At 49.3% G+C, this 18,763-nt stretch carries 12 protein-coding genes; 2 read left to right on the top strand and 10 right to left on the bottom strand.

Features of this window, described 5'->3' with window-relative positions:
- Positions 1-38 precede the first annotated feature (38 nt).
- Positions 39-155, top strand: coding sequence for a DUF4044 domain-containing protein (locus HF569_RS05395; protein WP_020088822.1), 117 nt, complete (start codon positions 39-41; stop codon positions 153-155).
- Between the two features lie 802 nt (positions 156-957).
- Here the strand turns inward: HF569_RS05395 and HF569_RS05400 are convergent.
- The 5 genes from HF569_RS05400 to HF569_RS05420 all read right to left on the bottom strand — a co-directional run bounded on the left by HF569_RS05400 (position 958) and on the right by HF569_RS05420 (position 6,659).
- The gene (locus tag HF569_RS05400) at positions 958-1,320 is read right to left on the bottom strand and encodes a hypothetical protein (RefSeq protein WP_168901608.1); all 363 of its coding nucleotides are present in this window, start codon (positions 1,318-1,320) and stop codon (positions 958-960) included.
- Between the two features lie 136 nt (positions 1,321-1,456).
- Positions 1,457-3,805: an FtsK/SpoIIIE family DNA translocase gene (locus tag HF569_RS05405; protein WP_168901609.1), complete on the bottom strand. Its 2,349-nt coding sequence runs from the start codon at positions 3,803-3,805 to the stop codon at positions 1,457-1,459.
- Positions 3,806-3,832: 27 nt separating this feature from the next.
- Positions 3,833-4,345: a tRNA (cytidine(34)-2'-O)-methyltransferase gene (locus HF569_RS05410; protein WP_168850482.1), complete on the bottom strand. Its 513-nt coding sequence runs from the start codon at positions 4,343-4,345 to the stop codon at positions 3,833-3,835.
- Positions 4,346-4,630: 285 nt separating this feature from the next.
- On the bottom strand, positions 4,631-5,482 hold the full coding sequence (locus HF569_RS05415; protein ID WP_168901610.1) for a methyltransferase domain-containing protein: 852 nt from the start codon (positions 5,480-5,482) through the stop codon (positions 4,631-4,633).
- Positions 5,469-6,659, bottom strand: coding sequence for an AI-2E family transporter (locus tag HF569_RS05420; protein WP_168901611.1), 1,191 nt, complete (start codon positions 6,657-6,659; stop codon positions 5,469-5,471). Before HF569_RS05420 ends, HF569_RS05415 begins: the two co-directional genes overlap by 14 nt.
- A gap of 90 nt (positions 6,660-6,749) precedes the next feature.
- On the opposite strand from HF569_RS05420, the gene HF569_RS05425 reads away from it, so the two are divergent.
- Positions 6,750-7,376 (top strand): copper homeostasis protein CutC, encoded by a 627-nt coding sequence (locus tag HF569_RS05425; protein WP_168901612.1) that lies wholly within the window; start codon positions 6,750-6,752, stop codon positions 7,374-7,376.
- 173 nt (positions 7,377-7,549) lie between these two features.
- On the opposite strand, the gene HF569_RS12510 is transcribed toward HF569_RS05425, so the two are convergent.
- From HF569_RS12510 to HF569_RS05450, 5 genes are all read right to left on the bottom strand, one after another.
- Complete coding sequence (locus HF569_RS12510) at positions 7,550-8,371, bottom strand: CatB-related O-acetyltransferase (protein ID WP_168901613.1); 822 nt, start codon at positions 8,369-8,371, stop codon at positions 7,550-7,552.
- Positions 8,372-8,399: 28 nt separating this feature from the next.
- On the bottom strand, positions 8,400-9,911 hold the full coding sequence (locus HF569_RS05435; RefSeq protein WP_168901614.1) for a glycosyltransferase: 1,512 nt from the start codon (positions 9,909-9,911) through the stop codon (positions 8,400-8,402).
- 18 nt (positions 9,912-9,929) lie between these two features.
- Positions 9,930-10,133: a hypothetical protein gene (locus tag HF569_RS05440; protein WP_168850487.1), complete on the bottom strand. Its 204-nt coding sequence runs from the start codon at positions 10,131-10,133 to the stop codon at positions 9,930-9,932.
- A 13-nt stretch (positions 10,134-10,146) separates the two neighbouring features.
- Entirely contained in the window at positions 10,147-11,787 is a 1,641-nt protein-coding gene (locus tag HF569_RS05445; protein WP_168901615.1) for a glycosyl transferase family 1, read from the bottom strand.
- 134 nt (positions 11,788-11,921) lie between these two features.
- On the bottom strand, positions 11,922-18,641 hold the full coding sequence (locus tag HF569_RS05450; protein WP_269801547.1) for a KxYKxGKxW signal peptide domain-containing protein: 6,720 nt from the start codon (positions 18,639-18,641) through the stop codon (positions 11,922-11,924).
- Positions 18,642-18,763 lie beyond the last annotated feature (122 nt).

Consider the following 18,763-nt stretch of genomic DNA (forward strand, 5'->3'; position numbering starts at 1 on the left):
TTGAGTAAAATGGGACGTAAAGAGGTGGCTATTCACGTATGGAAAAGAAAAAGAAATCAACATTTCAAAAAATCCTGAACGTCTTTGTTTGGATTATGATCATTGCAACGATCGGGTCACTTGTTTTCGGTGCCATTACTGCATTCATGAACTAAACATCGCTAAAAGGTAGGGACCACAGCAATATTGCTGACTGGATACCCTACCTTTTAATTTTGCATAAAATCCACACCTTGTGGTCAGACTAACACCCTGTTACCATGAGTTGTTTACCCACTTAATTTGTTTGTGCACAAGTAAACTAAATTAATTAACTCAAAGGACTTACCTGAAAGCGTCAACATTTGAATAAATAAATAGAGGCATAGACGCATCCCACCGGATAACGCCTATGCCTCTAAGTTTAGTCTCTTTAGGTAAAGGTTGAACGGACTAAAATCATTCCCAACATTGAAAAGTAGACTAACCCAGTCACCTACGGCTGGCAGAGATTCCGCCTGCTGTGGGGACCGCCTGCGGCCTGAGAAGCGGTCCTCCGGTTCGGTTTGAAGCTCGGAAGTTCACCGATCTCCAAACACGTCCCACGCTGTAAGCCGAAAATCGGCTAACACCGTCGACACAGCCGGCTCCACCTCTGCCCTCCTCCGGTTATGTTAGCCTTTGATTAGCAAATTAGTTTAATCGCTTGGTACAAATATAGATGACAATATCTGTGTAGCCGAGAGTGAGCCAAATTTGAGCTCAGCCGTGGGATTTACCAAGTGGTTTTCTTGGTAAATGGCGACTTTGACACGTGTTCTTCGGGTCAAAGCGAGGTTCGAGACCGCTCTATGGCTCGAACCGTCCTCCCCACAGCGCTCCAGCTCAAATTTGGCGAACGGCAAGGCGGCAGAAATTATCTGTTTGTCTATTTTTCAACCTTTAGTCTCTTTAAGTAATGACGACGCACACAATACCCTACTCACACTTTGCCAGTGCCGCCAGTTGGTGATCAATCGTCTGTTGATCGGGTACCTTTTGTTCGACCGCCATCAGCAATTTTTCGCCAATCGCCACAATCGGCTCCCCCAACTCATCCGTCATCAACGACGAATACAAACGCAACAACGTTTGTAAACTGTGAAAATCGGTTTTCCACTGCATATCCCGCTGCGGGTTCGCTAGCAGATCCAGCGTGAGTCGCCGGATATTCTGATTAACGCGTAATCGTGTTTCTCGTTTTCGTTTGCGCTCTTGAAAGACTGGTAGGAAAAGTGCCACGACTACGGCCAACAGTTCGCTAACAGCCTCAAACCAATCGGACCACGTTCCCAATTCCATCGCAAAAGCCTCCCCCTTAACTCACAGGATAACCCCGTTAGTGTTGCCGTCCAACAATTTAGACGGTTAGGAGGAGACTTTGTTAGGTCACTTACTAGGTTAACCAATCACTCAGTTAATGACGCTTCATTCGCGACTATGCCGATGGCTCAGAGTGATCAGCGGGGGCATCCGGCTGCTTGTAAACTTGCCGCGGTTTACTGCCCTCTTGCGGCCCAATGTAGCCGCGTTGCTCAAGGTCATCCATGATCCGTGCAGCCCGATTGTACCCGATCCGGAAGCGCCGTTGTAACAGTGACGTGCTGGCCTTCTGCTGATCCACCACGAATTTCAGAGCGTCGTCAAACAGCTCATCATCGCTGTCGCCCGCCTCTTCTTGCTGGATCTCTTCGTCACTGACCATCATGTCTTCATCGTAGTCCGCGGTTTGCTGTTGCTTGATAAAATCAACCACGTTAGCCACGTCCTCGTCAGGAATGAATGCCCCTTGGACCCGCACCGGTGAATTGGCATCAACGGGCTGATACAGCATGTCCCCTCGACCCAGGAGCTTCTCTGCCCCATTCGTATCAAGGATCGTGCGTGAGTCAATCCCACTGGAGACGGCAAAAGCTATCCGTGAAGGCACGTTAGCCTTAATCAAACCGGTAATCACATCAACGGATGGCCGCTGAGTCGCCAGAATCATGTGGACCCCAGCGGCTCGTCCCATCTGAGCTAGCCGAATGATGGCGTCTTCAACTTCACTGGAAACTGTCATCATCAAATCAGCCAATTCATCAACGACGACCACGATATAAGGCAAGGTTGGCCGTGCTTGATCGTCCTCAGCATTGGCCTTTTGCACGAACGCATTGTACCCGGAGATTTTCCGTTGTCCGAATTGAGAAAATAATTCATACCGACGTTCCATCTCGGCCACAACCTTATGTAACGCGCGCGCGGCCTTCTTCGGTTCTGAGACCACCGGCGTTAGCAAATGTGGAATGCCATTGTAGACACTCAATTCTACTTTCTTCGGGTCAATCAACATGAGCTTCACCTGATCAGGACGCGCATTCATCAAGATACTGGTAATAATCCCGTTGATTGCCACGGATTTCCCACTTCCAGTGGCCCCGGCAATCAAGAGGTGCGGCATCTTCGTGAGGTCCATGCTGACGACTTGCCCGGTCACGTTGCGCCCTAATGGCACCTGTAGCGGCTTGTTAGGGTGCGGCGGTTGTGCTTCGACCACATCGCGGAACGCTACCGTCGAGACTTCTTTATTAGGCACTTCGATCCCGATTAAGGATTTACCAGGAATCGGCGCTTGAATCCGAATTCCCTTGGCTGCCAGTGCCAGCGCCAAATCGTCCGCCAAATTAACAATTCTGGAGACCTTCACGCCAATTGCCGGATGCAACTCATACTCAGTCACCGAAGGACCCAGACTAACGTTTTTAACCTCGGCATCAACCCCAAAGCTGTCTAAGGTTTGCTTGAGAATTTTCGTATTCGCGTCAATTGCATTCACTTCATCCGTTTGATCCGTCGGCGGCACTTGCTTCAGCAAATCCGCTCCCGGTAACTGATAGTTCGGATCGACCGGCGTACTGTTCACTAAACCAGCCTCATCATCCGGCTCTGACGCTTCAGTAGCTGAAGTTGGTGCTGACTTGGCCGGCGTCTCGTTAGCGGCCACAGTAATGTGGTAGCTAGGTTCCTGACTCGCTGGCTGTGCATCGGCAACAGGCGTTGGCAAATCCTTTTCGTCTGGATCGCTGGGCGTCGTCACGGTCGGTTGAGCAGGCTTAGCCGGCGTCCGTTTAGCTCGCAAGGTCTTCGCCTTTTCATTTCCACGCCGCAGGGCATCCCCACTGGCTTGGACGCCATGATGCAGGGCCTGCCAAATGGTCTGCAGCCAGCGTTGAATATCCGCTAACGGAATCTGGAAAAAGACGATGACCCCAGCCGCCATGATCAGCCAAGCCGCGACTTGTGCGCCCACGAGCGCAATCAACCAAGCAATAATACTCAGCTCAAATGCACCCACGACGCCGCCGCCAAGTTGCGACGTCAATCCACCACTCCACAGATCGGCCAGCCCCGCCTGCCAAGTAATCGGCAAGAATTGACTGTGTTGGTTGACCTCAATAAAGTGGTTGGCCGTAATCCACAGTAGCCAACCACCATAGATCAGTCCCCCACCGAGCCAATAATGCCGGGCCAGCTGTGGTAAGACGCCAGTGACGGCCAATGAAGCCCCTAACGCGCCGATGAGCACTAGACCAAATTGGTAAGTGTCGCCAATGACTAAGCGCACGAGATTCGCCCACAACGTTCCTAACAGTCCTAAATTAAAGAGGCCCAGTGCCGCTAGCGCTAAAAGCACCAAGCCAATGACATTACTGGTATATGGAAACGGCTGCTTTTTCGTCGTCCGCCGCTTGGTCGGTTTACGTTTAGCTGGCCGACGTCGCGCCGTCTTTCGTTTCGTAGCCAAGAAGCGGCCCCCTTTCGTTTTTCAAAGTTATTTTAGTTTATCGTGCGGATACTTGTGAACCCGTTCCAAATTAGGAAATTGTTGTTGCCGCAACACTTCATAGATGACAATCGCTGCGGAATTGGACAGGTTCAGCGCCCGAATGTGACGATCATCCTGGGGAATCCGAATACACTTCTCAGCATTCTTACGCATAAATGGCTCTGGTAGCCCCGTGGTCTCCTTGCCAAACAAGAAGTAGTGATCATTTTCATTCAAGCTGTAATCCGGCTCCGTATAATCCTGATCGGCAAACTTAGAAACTAAGTAAAGCTGCGTGGGATCTGGGATGGACGCCAAAAATTCTGGTAAATTTTCATGGTACCGGACATCCACCTTATCCCAGTAATCCAGTCCTGCACGTTTTAAGTGGGCATCGTCTACCGAAAAACCTAGTGGCTTAATTAAATCCAAGACGGTGTCGGTCCCTGCACAAGTCCGCGCAATGTTTCCTGTGTTGGCCGGAAACAGTGGTTCAAATAATGCAATATGATTAGTCATACTCTCTCTCCGTTCTGTCTATCAAACATTCGTTCTGTCCCATCATTATAGCCATTTCGAGGCCCTTTTGACAAGGGGCTAACGCCGCTTCCACGTGACGTCACGATGGCAGAAAAAAAGCAGTTCCTCGGTGTGGGCACGGCGAGGAGCTGCTTTAGTGAAGTGCTACTTGTCAGCCGCTAACAGCTTACACTGATATCGACCGCCAAACGATTTCTCAATTGGTAATATAACACCGCTTTGTCAGGTTCGCAAGTCCTCTGCATAAGATTCTTTAACATTTACTCAATTCACTTGCGCACTTAACAAAGTGACATCCACCGTGATCGCTTTAAATGGATCCGCCTTAACCCGGGCCAACTGTGCCTCGTCGGCGCCCCAATGCATGGGGGTCATCAGCATCAAGTCTGCAAACAACTCAGCCGGTACGGGGACCTGATAGCGAATTCGTTGAACCGTGGCGTCTGGGTAGTGTTGTTTGAACAGGCTGAGAACATTGCCATTATCATACGTGGCATGGGCACTACCAGCAGGAAAGATGGCTTGCCGCAGCTCAATCAGGTAATCCGCATTAGGAATGACCTTGAGTAACCGGCCACCTGGTGCAATCACGCGGTTAAATTCCTTGTACGCGGACGGTGAAAAAAGATCCAAAACCGTCGTAAACGCACCGTCACTGAATGGCATTTGGGCCAGATCAGCAACACAGAAAAAGGCCGGGCTTTCCAATTGCGTTGCCAGGTTAATCCCCGGTTTCGAGAGATCGAAACCAATTGCGGTGTCCAGGTTCTGCCGCCGTTGTAAGACGTCTGCTAACGGAGTCCCCTCCCCACAACCAACATCTAGAATCGTTTGTGGGGTTGCGGGCATGTTCGCCGCGAATTCAGCCGTAATCCCGGCAAATAGCCCGGCTTGCAGCATGCGCCGGCGAGCAGCGAGCATGGCATTGTCGTATTCACTCTCCACGGCACGCTGCATGAAGTACAGTGTGCCCTTCTTAGAAAGATCGACGTTGTGGCCGTTGGGGCAAACGAGGCTATGTACCGCCACGTGGTCATATGGTGCTAGACAGACTGGGCAACGGAATAAGTTTACATGGGCCGTTAAAAAAGCAGCGGCTGTATCAATTTTTTTCATCAGGTGTCGTTTCTCCTTGTTCAGTAACCGAAGCAGGCGTTGCCACGTCGTATCCACCAACGAACTGGCGATACCAGCGGAAGATCTCGGTGGCTACCACGCGAATGACAGCATATCCAGGAATTCCCAGCACCACGCCAAGAACGCCAAACGCCTTTCCGGCAACCAGTAAAATAAAAATTATCGTTAACGGGTGAATCTTCAAGGAGCTGCCCAAAACTAATGGCGAAATGAACCGTCCCTCAAGGGTTTGCTCAATAGCAAAAACAATCAACACTTTGACCAGCATCCAGGGTGAGATAAACGCCGCGACGACTACCGCTGGTACCATGGCCAGAAATGAACCCAGGTAAGGCACTAGGTTGAGCACCCCGGCCACAATTCCCAACAGTAACGCAAAGCGTAGGCCAATAATCAGAAAACCAACATAAAACATGACCGCCACGATAAAGGCCACAACGAGTTGGCCACGAACATAGTTGCTGACTTGACGGTTCATCTCAACCAGTAATTTTTGGGCCGAAGCACGGTGTTTAATCGGTAACACCTTTGCCAAATAACTCGGCAGTTGATGTCCGTCTCGTAGCAAGTAAAATAGGATGAATGGCGCGGTAACCACACCCACGGCAATCGACACCACGCGACTCACGATTCCCCCAACGGAACTAACCGTACTCTGGGCAAACGTGGACACCGCTGATGACGAACTCGCTGACAATTGTTGATTGAACTGATCTAATTGGTCTTTTAAACCACTCAGCCGGTCATCTTGTAACCACGTTGACACCGTGTTGGTCACGTCATGCCAATAATGGGGCCACTCCGCAATCAGCGTTGTGAGCTGGCGTTGGACCATCGGAATTAGGCTGCCAATCCCCCAGACCAACAGTAACGCAACGATGACAAAGAGCCCTAAAATTGACCAGGTTCGGCCCACGTGGTACTTCTCCAGCCGATCGACCAGTGGATTAAGCAAATAATACCCCACCCCCGCCAAAATAATCGGCAGGCCGACAATCTGCCAAACCAAAATAAACGGCGTAGCGAGCCATGGGACTTTACTTAGGACGAGTAAAATGAGTAAAATAAGAAGCGTAATTGTTAAAATAGAAACCAGACGATTATTAATGACCCAATTCCAGAACCAGGAATGAGGCTTACGCGTATCTGTTTTCAATGACGTCACTCCCGTTAATAGAGTGCATTTATTGTAACATACCGTTAGTCTCCATGACGACTATCTCATTTGAGAAAGGATTTGACGATTTTGCTGTTAGTTGAACCGTTATTAGAAAATTACCCCCAACTCCCTGCGGCTATTGAGGCTGGGGTGAAGCGCGTTGCCCTCGCTGACAATCTAGCGGTTGGCGGCACCACCATTAGTAAGGGCGTGATGGGTGAAGCTGTCCGCTATGCCCATGAACACCAGGTGACGTTAGACGTGGTCATCGCCCCCCGCGGTGGCCACAGCCCCTACGATGACGTTGAACTCAAGATGATGGAAGCTGACTTGCTGGAAGCCCAGCAACTCGGGGTTGACGGCGCCATTTTCGGTGCGTTAACGCTACAACATCAACTTGACCAGGAAGCACTGCGTCCGCTGATTGCTGCCGCTGGCGGTATGACGATGACCTTTAGTACCGCCTTCGATCAGATCCGACCACAGGATCGTGGCGCTGCCGTCGATTGGCTAGCCAATCAGGGATTCGACCACATCCTCAGCACCGGCCTAGCTAACGAAGACCGCATGGAAGATTGGACGATGACGAAACGGCTAACGGATTCAGTTGGCATCACACTCATCCCCGCTGGCGTAGCTGCCAACGAAGCCCAAAAAATTGCCACTCAATTAGGCACCAAGATTCTCTATGGTAAGAAAGTCTTGGCCCTCTAAGCGTTTCAAAATAAAGGAGTCTCATCGAATTAAATTCGGTGAGGCTCTTTTTAAGTCATCACGAACGCCCATCAACCGTCGAGTTGCCGCATGCAATCTTCTCAAAAGCCGTACTCCCGAGAAAGAATCTTCGCGATTGATCCACCCAAATGTCCGTGTACCCACAATTTTTTCTATTCACTAAAATCCGCTAACGTTACGGGCCGTGGTTCAAACGGATGTAACTGGCCAGCCGCCTTCAACGCTTGAAGCTTGGCAATGAATTCATCAATCGCGTCATCGCCACGCACCGTCGAGAATTGACCAGGATCATACTGCCACCACTTCAATTCCAGCAACTGCTGAATGGTTGCAAATGGAAAACGATACTTAACGATCCGCGCTGGATTTCCCGCCACCACAGCGTACGGGGGAACATCCTTCGTTACTACCGCATTGGCCGCAACTACGGCACCATCATTCACCACGATACCCGCAGAAGAAAAGGTCACGTCTTGACCAATCCACACATCGTTACCAATCACCACCGGCAGATCAACTGCCGGCGGTGCTGCATGCAATTGAGCCGGGCCACTCTGTGTTGCCAAGTAAGCATTTAATGCCGCGCTATGCTGTTCGTACGTCACGATTGACGTTGAAAAACGCTGCATGGGATGGTTGGCACCCATGCGCTCAACTCCAGTTGCGATCGAAGAGTACCGGCCAACAATGGTATTCACCGGCAGCAAACTACGTGAATAACTGAACGCCCCCATGGGATAGAAGCGATCACCAACGGGAAAAGTGGCAAAGGGCTCAATCGATACATTTTGACTAACCGTTAAAACATCGCCAGCCGTAAACCGCGTGCGCGGACTGGTCAACTGCGTGAAGACCTGTCGCTGTTGAAACAACTGCGCAATTCGCGGTGAAAACTGAATCAGCTTGCGCGAATGCTTCACCTGGTACGTTAGGCCACTTTGAAAGAAAGTCACCCCACCAATTTCTGTAGCCATATCATAGTCTCTCCTAACTTAACCTAAGTTAGACATCACGCCGGTCACGCAACGCGGCCAGTAAATGCTGCCATTTTTCTTTCGTTGCTTGCTCGGTATAGCGCTTAGCTAAGCGCAAACTATTCTGCATGTACGTTTCTTGCAGCTGTGGATTCCGCAGATACGAGCGCACGGCGCTGTACAACCGATCCACATTGTCACGTTCCACCAAGTTTCCGTTGACACCGTCCTCAATTAATTCAGTGGGCCCATAGCGAATGTCGTAACTGATGACTGGTACCCCGAAACTCAACGCTTCCAAGGTTGCCAGCGAAAAGCCTTCTTCATTACTCGTCACCATCTGCAAGGAGGCCTGGGCGTATTCGGACGAGAGATCCGTGACAAAGCCGCGGAAAAAGACATGCTGCTCCAGGTGATGCTCTCTGACATAATCACGCAGTTTTTGCTCTTCAGGCCGACTGCCAAATCCAAATAAATGCAGTTCAACGTCCGGAAATTCGGCCACTAAGCGGTTAACGACCTGAATCTGGTGAAGCACCTGCTTTTCTGGTGAAAAGCGGGCAACGCCAATAATCCGATGTCGCTTTTTTTGTTGCAAGTCAACCGTTACCGGCTGAATATACCCCACCGGAATCACGTCAATCGGCGGCAAATTGTCGAAGCGCGCCCTTAAATCTTGTTTCTGGAGCGTGGTGGAGACGATAAAGCGGTCGAATTTTTCCGGTTGAGACAACGGCACACGATACGAACTTTTCAACGGCGACCCCAACACATCGGTTTGTTGCCGTGCGTGGGTGCTGTGGAAGACTGCACAAACTGTGACATTATCCGCTGTATTGGCCATCGCCTGCCCAATATAGCCATTTTTATCACAAAAATAGATATCGCCCTGTTCATAAAGCGTGTTGAAGAAAAATGTTTGGAACTCCTCTTCCGTGTCAAAATACCAATCACGTTGTTGAAAATCCTTTAACATAATTCGTTTCAATACTGTTTGTGCGTTAACCTCTTGATACGTCTTTTCAATCTTGATCTGACCATCACGACTGAAGAAAACTTCGGCTTGAACGCGCTGCTGTTCCTTTAAAAATTTAGTCTGACTTAAGAACCCACGTGAATCATAAATGTCGCGCTTAACCTTCTGATGGTCACTGTCAAAGTAATTCACGTAAACCAGTTGCCGATAATCTTTAGCTGCAAAGTGGGCATACGCCACATACCGTCCCTGTTCATCCACGATACGGATATCTGGTGCAATATCTACGAAGTCCAATTTGAAATGACAAGTTGTCCGCCAGTAGTCCACCCAGTCTTGTGACGTCACCTCATCATCCGTTACGCCTTGGAAATAATCATAGAGGGTAAAGCAACGTCCTTGCAGACCAAATTTCGCCGCATTTTCGTGAATTTTTGGATTGTACTTGGTATACAGACACTGGGCTGGCCAGCCAGCATCCGCAAATAATTTAACGCGGTTGACTTGGGCTTTCTCAATCCCCGTTAATTGACCATTGAGATAAGCACCCACAAAGTAGTTCATGCCCATTCCTCCAATTTACTAGACTTCCCACGGATACTTGCCATCCTTATCTTTCTTGGTGTGCTTCATCATATATTCCGTTCGTTCGTCCATTCGCTTACGGGTCTTCTTCTTATTGCGATGGCGGACAACGAGTACCACGATCCCTAAGACGATGTAAATCAGCATTCTGAGGAACATTTGCACCTTTTTATAAGCAAAAACGCTGGTTAAAATAATCATTCGCCGTCACCTCCTAGTATTTGTAGTTAATGTAGTTAATCAGGCCGGATAGAAAATGTTCACAATCGTCAATTCGTGTGCGGAAGTGATCGTTACGGGTAAAGAAACCACCGTAAAATTTGCTTGGTTTGTAGAAGAACATCGCCACTTCCGGCTCGAATGCCCCAACCATTAATTCAAACTCTGCACGCCGTTGCCAAACTTCTCGTAAATGTTGACTATCGTATTTTTCTAGCAAATCATCATTTCCGGTCCGCCGAATCGTATCAATCAATCTAACGGTTGCGTCCAAAAGCTCTAAGCGAGTCGGATGCGGACTGACCTGTTTTTCAATAAAGTCCAAATTGCTAAAGGCATTCTGTAACCCCATTGCCATGTAGTCACGATTCTCGGGAAATACCTGTGCGGCCTCATTAGCGGCATAGGCAATCCAATGATCGTGGTACTTACCAAAGTCATTTTGGACCATGAAATCCAACGTTTGTTGCACCTGCTTACGAATACTCTCCTCATTAGTTAACTCGAACAACCGGATTAGAGCAAAGGCAATCTCTCCTTCATAGTAGATAACCCGGAAGCTATCCTTAACTGAAAGATCTGGATTCAACACATGATTGAATTTCCCAGATGGCTGACGGAAGACGTCAACGCCCCGGCATGCTTGCAACGCCACATCTGCAAATTGGTTGTCTTGCGTGACTTCCTGATACTTGCAAAGCGCCAAGATTAACATGGCTTGGGCACCCAACTTGATCTCCGGAGTTCCCTTCTTAGGGTATTCAATCGCAAACCGCGCGTGATCCTTCGCAAGGGTAAGTTCGTCAATCCCCCACTGTAAGGCTAACTTCACACGGTCCAAATCCTCAACTTTGCCGGTATAGGCAATCGCTTCCAATAAAGCGTAGATTGATGAGAAATGCCGAACGCTATTGTAGTTCGTTAATACCCGCTGCGTAGCTGGAAAATAGCCGTAAATAAATTTACCTTCATCCTTAATCTGCCGAGTGAGATAGGCTTCAGCCACCGTCAAGTAATTCTCAATCTCTTGCTTGGGTTGTCGTAGTTGCCGAACGCCTGTCGTCCCATCCTCACGATCAGACAGTGGCCAAATGTTCTGACCATCCGAAAAGATCCCAATCGTTGAGAAGCTCCAGATATAACGACTATCCGCTAAGTTGGCACAGGACTCACCGTTACGTTCAGTTAAATACTGAGCTATCGCATCAAAATCAATCCAGCTTTCCGTAGCGTTCTTTCCAATAACATGCTGATCACTCGGATGAAAGAATTCATGTCCATTAATTTCCATCTCCAGCAGCGCTGTTTTAAACTCCGGATCGAAACTGATACCGCGCCGCCAGAAATTCATGCGCATCATCTTTTTTAGATCCTGCTGAAAATCAGATAGTGGCCGCCGCTGGGTTCCCGTAATTGCTTCAACCCGCACCCATGAATGCTGAGGGACTGGTGCTAGTTCAGTCGTTACTTTGGACCATGCACTTTCCAGGCTATTGCCATGAATAAATTGCGTGGCGGCACGATGCCGCTTGTCAGAAACAGATACTGCTAATGTCACTTTCCCCGTTGCTAAATCCTTTGCAGTTCCAAGATTCATAACTGCCTCTCGAAATTCGCTGATTAATGATTTCTTCATAATGTAAAACCGCCCCTCAATTTTACTTTTTTCTAATATAAGAGTCCTCCCAGTTTGACCCGAAGAGGACCCGTCTGGGTATAAATCAAGTATACCCACTCTTAGTACATTTTGTTACTATTTACTACTCTTGCCTAGTTGTCGTCGTCTTTCCGCCGCTTGCTGCTGTACCACCATGTTCCACCGGTTACAGCTGCAATAGCTGCCAAGATTGAACCCCAAAGTGTCATGTTGTTCTGATCATTTTGACTAGCAGTATCTCCACCAGTTGTCGCGTCTGCTGCCGCACCACTCTTTGCAGCTGCTGATTTATCAGCGGCATTCTTATCCGTCGACTTGTCAGTAGAAGCGGCACGATCATCGTTTGCCGAACTGTTCAAATCGCTACTAATTGGTTGTGCAGTTCCTGCTGGCATTGCCGTTGCAGAACCTGTCGTGTAGCTAAGCGGTGTAGCCGTTGCTCCAAACGAGCCTGAACTTGGGTTAGTGCCAGTTCCTGAAATACCAGGCGTTCCTGTCCCAGCAACTGAACCACCAACGTTACCGCCGTTGCCAGTATTTGATCCGTTATTACCACCATTGGATCCGCCGTTACCAGTATTGATGTCAGAATCAGCATCACTGTCGGAATCACCCTCTGAATCGGAACCATTGTCACCATCTGAACCTGATTCACTATCAGAATCTGAATCGCTATCAGAGTCGCTACCAGCATCAGAATCGCCATCGGAATCAGAATCACTTTCTGAATCTGAGTTGCTATCGGAATCTGAGTCACTATCCGAGTCGGAATCGCTATCGGAGTCAGAGTCACTGTCGCTGTCTGAGTCACTGTCGCTGTCTGAATCACTATCGGAATCTGAGTCGCTGTCGGAATCACTGTCGGAGTCCGAGTCGCTGTCAGAGTCACTATCACTGTCTGAATCGGAGTCACTATCCGAATCCGAATCACTATCTGAGTCGGAATCACTGTCTGAGTCAGAGTCTGAATCGCTGTCTGAGTCTGAGTCGCTATCTGAGTCTGAGTCACTGTCGGAGTCAGAGTCACTATCGGAATCCGAATCACTATCGGAGTCGGAATCACTGTCAGAATCACTGTCGGAATCTGAATCACTGTCGGAGTCCGAGTCGCTGTCAGAGTCACTATCACTGTCTGAATCGGAGTCACTATCCGAATCCGAATCACTATCTGAGTCTGAGTCGCTATCTGAGTCGGAATCACTGTCGCTGTCCGAATCACTATCTGAGTCTGAGTCGCTATCTGAGTCGGAATCACTGTCTGAGTCAGAGTCTGAATCACTATCGGAGTCTGAATCGCTGTCGGAATCTGAGTCACTGTCAGAATCCGAGTCGCTATCTGAGTCCGAGTCACTGTCGGAATCCGAGTCACTATCTGAGTCTGAATCGCTATCCGAGTCGGAGTCACTATCAGAATCGGAATCACTGTCTGAATCCGAATCGCTATCGGAGTCGGAGTCACTGTCGCTGTCTGAGTCACTATCTGAGTCTGAGTCACTGTCGGAATCGGAGTCGCTATCGGAATCTGAGTCACTGTCTGAGTCGGAGTCACTATCGGAATCAGAGTCGCTATCTGAATCGGAGTCACTGTCAGAGTCCGAATCGCTGTCAGAATCACTGTCGGAGTCAGAATCACTGTCTGAGTCAGAGTCACTGTCAGAGTCTGAGTCGCTATCGGAATCTGAGTCACTGTCGGAATCCGAGTCACTATCGGAATCGGAGTCGCTGTCAGAATCCGAATCACTGTCTGAATCGGAGTCGCTATCGGAGTCCGAGTCACTATCGGAATCCGAATCACTGTCGGAGTCGGAATCACTATCGCTGTCGGAATCACTATCGGAGTCAGAATCACTATCTGAATCGGAGTCGCTGTCCGAATCACTGTCTGAATCGGAGTCACTGTCGGAGTCTGAGTCACTATCCGAATCTGAATCACTGTCCGAGTCCGAATCACTATCTGAGTCTGAGTCGCTATCGGAGTCGGAATCACTATCGGAATCTGAATCACTATCGGAGTCCGAATCGCTGTCGGAGTCCGAGTCACTATCTGAATCTGAGTCACTGTCAGAATCACTGTCGCTGTCAGAGTCGGAATCACTGTCTGAATCTGAATCGCTATCGGAGTCAGAATCACTATCGGAGTCAGAGTCACTATCTGAATCTGAATCACTGTCAGAGTCGGAGTCGCTATCTGAATCTGAGTCGCTGTCAGAATCCGAATTATCTTCCGCTGCAATTGCTAACTCAGCGTAACTCAATGCGTCATTTGCTGCATTGGAAGCCTTGTCCTTAGCATCCTTAGCTGCTGAAGCCGCGGATTGGGCTTGTGATGCGTATTCCTTAGCCGCTGCATTATCTCCAGCTGCTTCGGCCGATTTTGCATTGTTACGACTTTCTTCAGCAGTTGAAGCTGCCATAGACGCTTCAGTTGCTGCAGATGAAGCCGCAGTCGCTGCGGATTGGGCCAAAGTTGCATATGACGCTGCGGAAGAATTATTACCAGCATACTGATCGGCAACGTTTGCGTAAGAACTAGCAACCGTTGCGTAATGATCAGCTTCGGCAGCTGCTGAAGCTGCATCAGAGGCTGCTGATTCAGCATCTTCGGATGTCGTTCCATTAACCGTTAACAGACCCGCACCCAGCGTGGTTGTATTGCCACCAGAAGTAATCTTCAGGAAGTAGTAACCGCCCTGACCAGTCTTAACATCTTTTAAGGAAAGGGTAGCACTCGTTGCGCCGTCAATCGCTGTTTGGGCACCATCTTCGGTACTAGCGAAGTACCATTGGTAAGTTGCGGAATCAGAACCAGTCCCTGCGTCCGTTGCAGGTGTCCATTCCAAATCATCACCGGCGTTAACCGTCTTATCGTTCAAACCACTACCAACTGTGACAAGCTTAGTTGCACGGTAAGTCGTCCCATCAGCATTGGTAATTGTCGCAGTAATTGTAGTCGTGCCTTTAGCACCAGATACCGTCGTTAACACACCTGAATCGTTGATCGTTGCTACGGAAGTATTACTACTTGTCCAAGTCACATTTCCAGTCGCATTAGCCGGATTCGTGCTAGCAACGTAGTTCGTCACATCATTGGTGAAGACATAGTCATCACCGATGATGTCAATCCCAGTAGCTGGAATTTCACTGTCATAAATGTCAACTTCGGCTAAATTACTGTAAAGCGTATCGCCGATAAGACCATATGAAGACTTAAGTTGGAAAATTAATGTTCCTGTATAAGTTGCACTAGTCTTAACAGTCAACGTTGAGCTCAACGTTGACGTTGTAAGGAAGCCACCTGTATTATTATCAGGATCTTGTGCTGATTCCAAATATCCAGCCGAGACTGCTTGAGCAGTGGTCATCCACTTACCGTTAGCTTGAACATACCAAGTTCCTGAAGCGCTAAGATTTCCAAGCCCCGCAACTTTTGACGTCCCGGTTAAGGAAATCGTGCTTCCGGCAACCGTCGTCGTTAATGCCGCTGGCTGTTGCGTGTAGCCAGAACTCATGGTAATTCCCCAAAGCGTTGACGCATTTCCGCTTGGTTTACCTTTATAACTGCTCATGTTGTTTGAGTAATTAACCGCGTAGCTCGCTGCAATCGTTGCATCGGACGCTGCTGCCGTTGCCGTTACCGCGTATGAACTGGCATCGGCCATGGCTGAATCAGCTGAGGATGCAAACTGACTAGCCTCCACAAAGTTACCGGCGCTAACCGCTGATGAGGCTAATGTCATGTAACTAGTTGCTGCTGAGGCTGCGTCGGCACCGTAAGCAACGTCTAACAATGAGGATTGTGCGTAGTAAGCTGCTTGTGCAACGTAGGAAGCACCCATGCTCGTGTTATTTTGCATGGCAGTCGCCAGCGAATTAGCAACGGATGAGGCTGCACTAGCTGCGGTTGCTGCTTGAGAAATAACTGCAGCTGCTGAATCTGATAACATCGTGGTGTTATCCAACTGTGCGTCGACAATAGTCTTGGTTGCTGAACTGGCCGCTGCCGAAGCTGCCTTTAACTCATCGTTCGCGTAAGCTAAATACGTTACCGAATTTTCATACGCCGTTCTAGCCGCATTAACATCACCGGTAGCTGCTGCTGCAGCCGCGTTGGCAGCTTCACTGGCAGCTGAATTAGCATTGTCCAATGCCGCTGATCCCGCCGAATTAGCGTTTTCGTAAAATTCAGTAGCTCCGGAGTTAAAGTCCGCGGCTGATGAATATGCGTTAGTTGCATCATTGGCATGAGAACCGGCAGTCGTTGCCAGGCTAGCTGCTTCACTGGCCACACTGGCGGCCATTTCTGCATAGCTTGATGCTAAATAATCATTAGCCTGAACCCGTTCCAGTGCCGTATTGACATTGTCTAACGCGTCGTTAGCGGTAGAAGTAGCCTCAACATTGTAAGAGCTGGCCGTTGAAGCTGCCGCAGCTGCTTCTAATGCATAGGAGCTGGCAGCTGAATAATCTTTTGCTGCTTCGTGAGCTGCCGCATTGCTATATGCCAGGCTAGCTGCTGTTGCGGCACTTGTCGCACTTTCGGCCATCTTAGCAGCACTATCAGCCTGTGACTGCGCCTTTTTTGCGTAAGATTGTGCTGAGACATTACTGTTGATATCCGCAACTTCATAGGCGTTGGCAATGGCACTATTCGCTTTGGACGTTGCTGCGGTAGCCGAGCTGGCATAACCCGCAGCCAGACTTGCTGAACTTGAAGCTTGTTCCGTGTAATTTCCGTTAGCATCTGTAACTACCAAGGTCAAGACGTTGGAAGCTGCTTTAAATGCCGTGGAGCCAAGTTGACCTAGGTAACTCTTCTTCCCGCTGACGACGGCTTGAAAATAATACGTTCCGGCGGTCGGTAACGTGAAACTATTGGTTGTGGTGGTATTCTTTCCTGTTGTTTGCTGTAAGACATTCCAAGTTTGACCATCGGTGGAGTAATACCAAGTATACGTTTGCGTTCCAGTCAATGAGTACAGCCAGATACCACTAACTAAGTTTGAAATCGTCGTCGTAACAGTCACGGCACTCCCTACTGAAACCGTATCCGTATCCATTGAGGTTACCAGCGTCGCACCATCCGCCGAGCTATCGGCATTTGAAACGTGTGTATCAAATTCCTTAGCTAACATTGCGGCAACCTCTGCTTCACTGGCCGCCGATGAAGCAATGACGGCAGAACTAGCAGCGGCTTTCGCGTAAGATGTCGCATCCTTAGCGGTTGAAGCATTCGCCGCGTTGACTGCTGCGGTTGAAGCAGCGGTAGCAGCAGCGGCAGCAACAAAGGCAGCGCTTGAGGCTGCTGCAGCGTACTGAACGGATTGATCCCCTTCGTACTGACTGGCCTCACTAGCATAACTGCTTGCATCATTGGCATCACTGGCCGCATTGGTAGCACTAGCTGATGCAGCACTGGCAATATTAGCGATTGCTAACGTTGAGGCTTGGGTCGCCATTTCTTCAGCCGTACTCTTGGCATCAGTTGCCGTGGATAGAGTTGTCACGGCTTCACTGGCCAAGCTATTAGCCGCGGATAATGCGCCCATCGCTGCGTTGTACTCGGTGTCATCCGTAGCATTAGCTGCGGCGGCAGCGGCACTGCTGGCTACCGTCCAAGCCTGGGCAGCCTTCGTTGCTGCTTCATTCAGTGCAGCGGCAGCACTTGAGGCTACGGCAGCGGCACTGTTAGCAGAAGAATAAGCTGCTAAGGCTGCTGAGTTATTTTTATCGTATTGGGTCGCAGTGTAGGCGCTACTTGCAGCAGCGGCGGCTGCGGAAGCCAGATCCGTTGCGACACTCGCAGCTGAGTTAACGTCAACATTGGCACTGCTGACTAGGTAAACAATTTGGGCAGTTGCAGCGTTCCGCGTTGCAGTGGCAGCTGAAATTGCCATTGAAGCGTAGGAACTCACGTCACCCGAGTAGGAACTTGCCATGGACAAAGCATTCACGTAAGCCATGGTGTTGCTCCCAACATCCCCGGCAGCACTCCCAGCGGCAATATCAATCGACGCTTGAGAATACATCGCTGCCAGACTGTTGTAGTGCTTAACAAAGTCATAGGCTTTTTCTGCTTGTTTAAATGCACTTTGCGTAGCACTATTAGCCGTTTGAACGTCTAAAGCGTTCTGCGTTTCCACGACAGCTGCATAGCTGCTAGCGGCACTCGCAGCGGAAGCAGCCGTAGCTAAATCGGCGGCTGCTGAAGAATTTTCAGCTGAAGTATCACTATTGTTAGCCGCACTTGAGCCCACCGCAGCGCTTTCATAAACTGGCGTTGCAACTGTCTTCTTAGTCGTTGCGACCTTAGTTACCACTTTATTAACGTTGGACGTCAACGTGACATCCACATTGGCAGAAGTAGCCAGACTAGCCGCTACCGTAGCTGTATCAGCGACGGCACTCGCAGCACTGGTGGCTTCGGCTGAAGTCGTCGTTGCCGTGGCAGAACTTGTTGCACTAGATGGTGTTGTTTCTGAATAACTGCTGGTAGAAACCTTTTCGTCCTCTTGCACCGCCGTCGCAGCAGATGAAGCTGCATTAGAAGTAGCCGTTGATTCTGCGTGACTAGCGGAAGTACTTCCCGCACTCGACGCAGCTTCAGATGTACTCGATTCTAACTCGTCCGCGGCTGAACTAACCGAACTTGCCGCCGATGAAACGACTTTCACATTACTATCGGTATCAGCTTGACTGGTGGTATCAGCACTCGCAGTCAGTGATCCCGCCCCCAAAAGCGAAAATGATGCTAACGCAGCGAAGACCCAGGTCTTCCCTACCTTATACATCTTGTAACGTAGCTTGGGGTCGCCATTAAAAGCTTTATTCCGCATGAATTTCACTTTTAATCGTCCTCCTTAAGTTGTCTGTGATTCAATTCGTTGTAGGTAAGCCTCCCAGTTACACATACCTACAATTTAAAGATCGATTATTAACCGGTCTATACACTTTTCTA

The organism is Levilactobacillus tujiorum, from assembly GCF_012641185.1.
GTDB classification, from domain to species: Bacteria; Bacillota; Bacilli; order Lactobacillales; family Lactobacillaceae; genus Levilactobacillus; species Levilactobacillus tujiorum.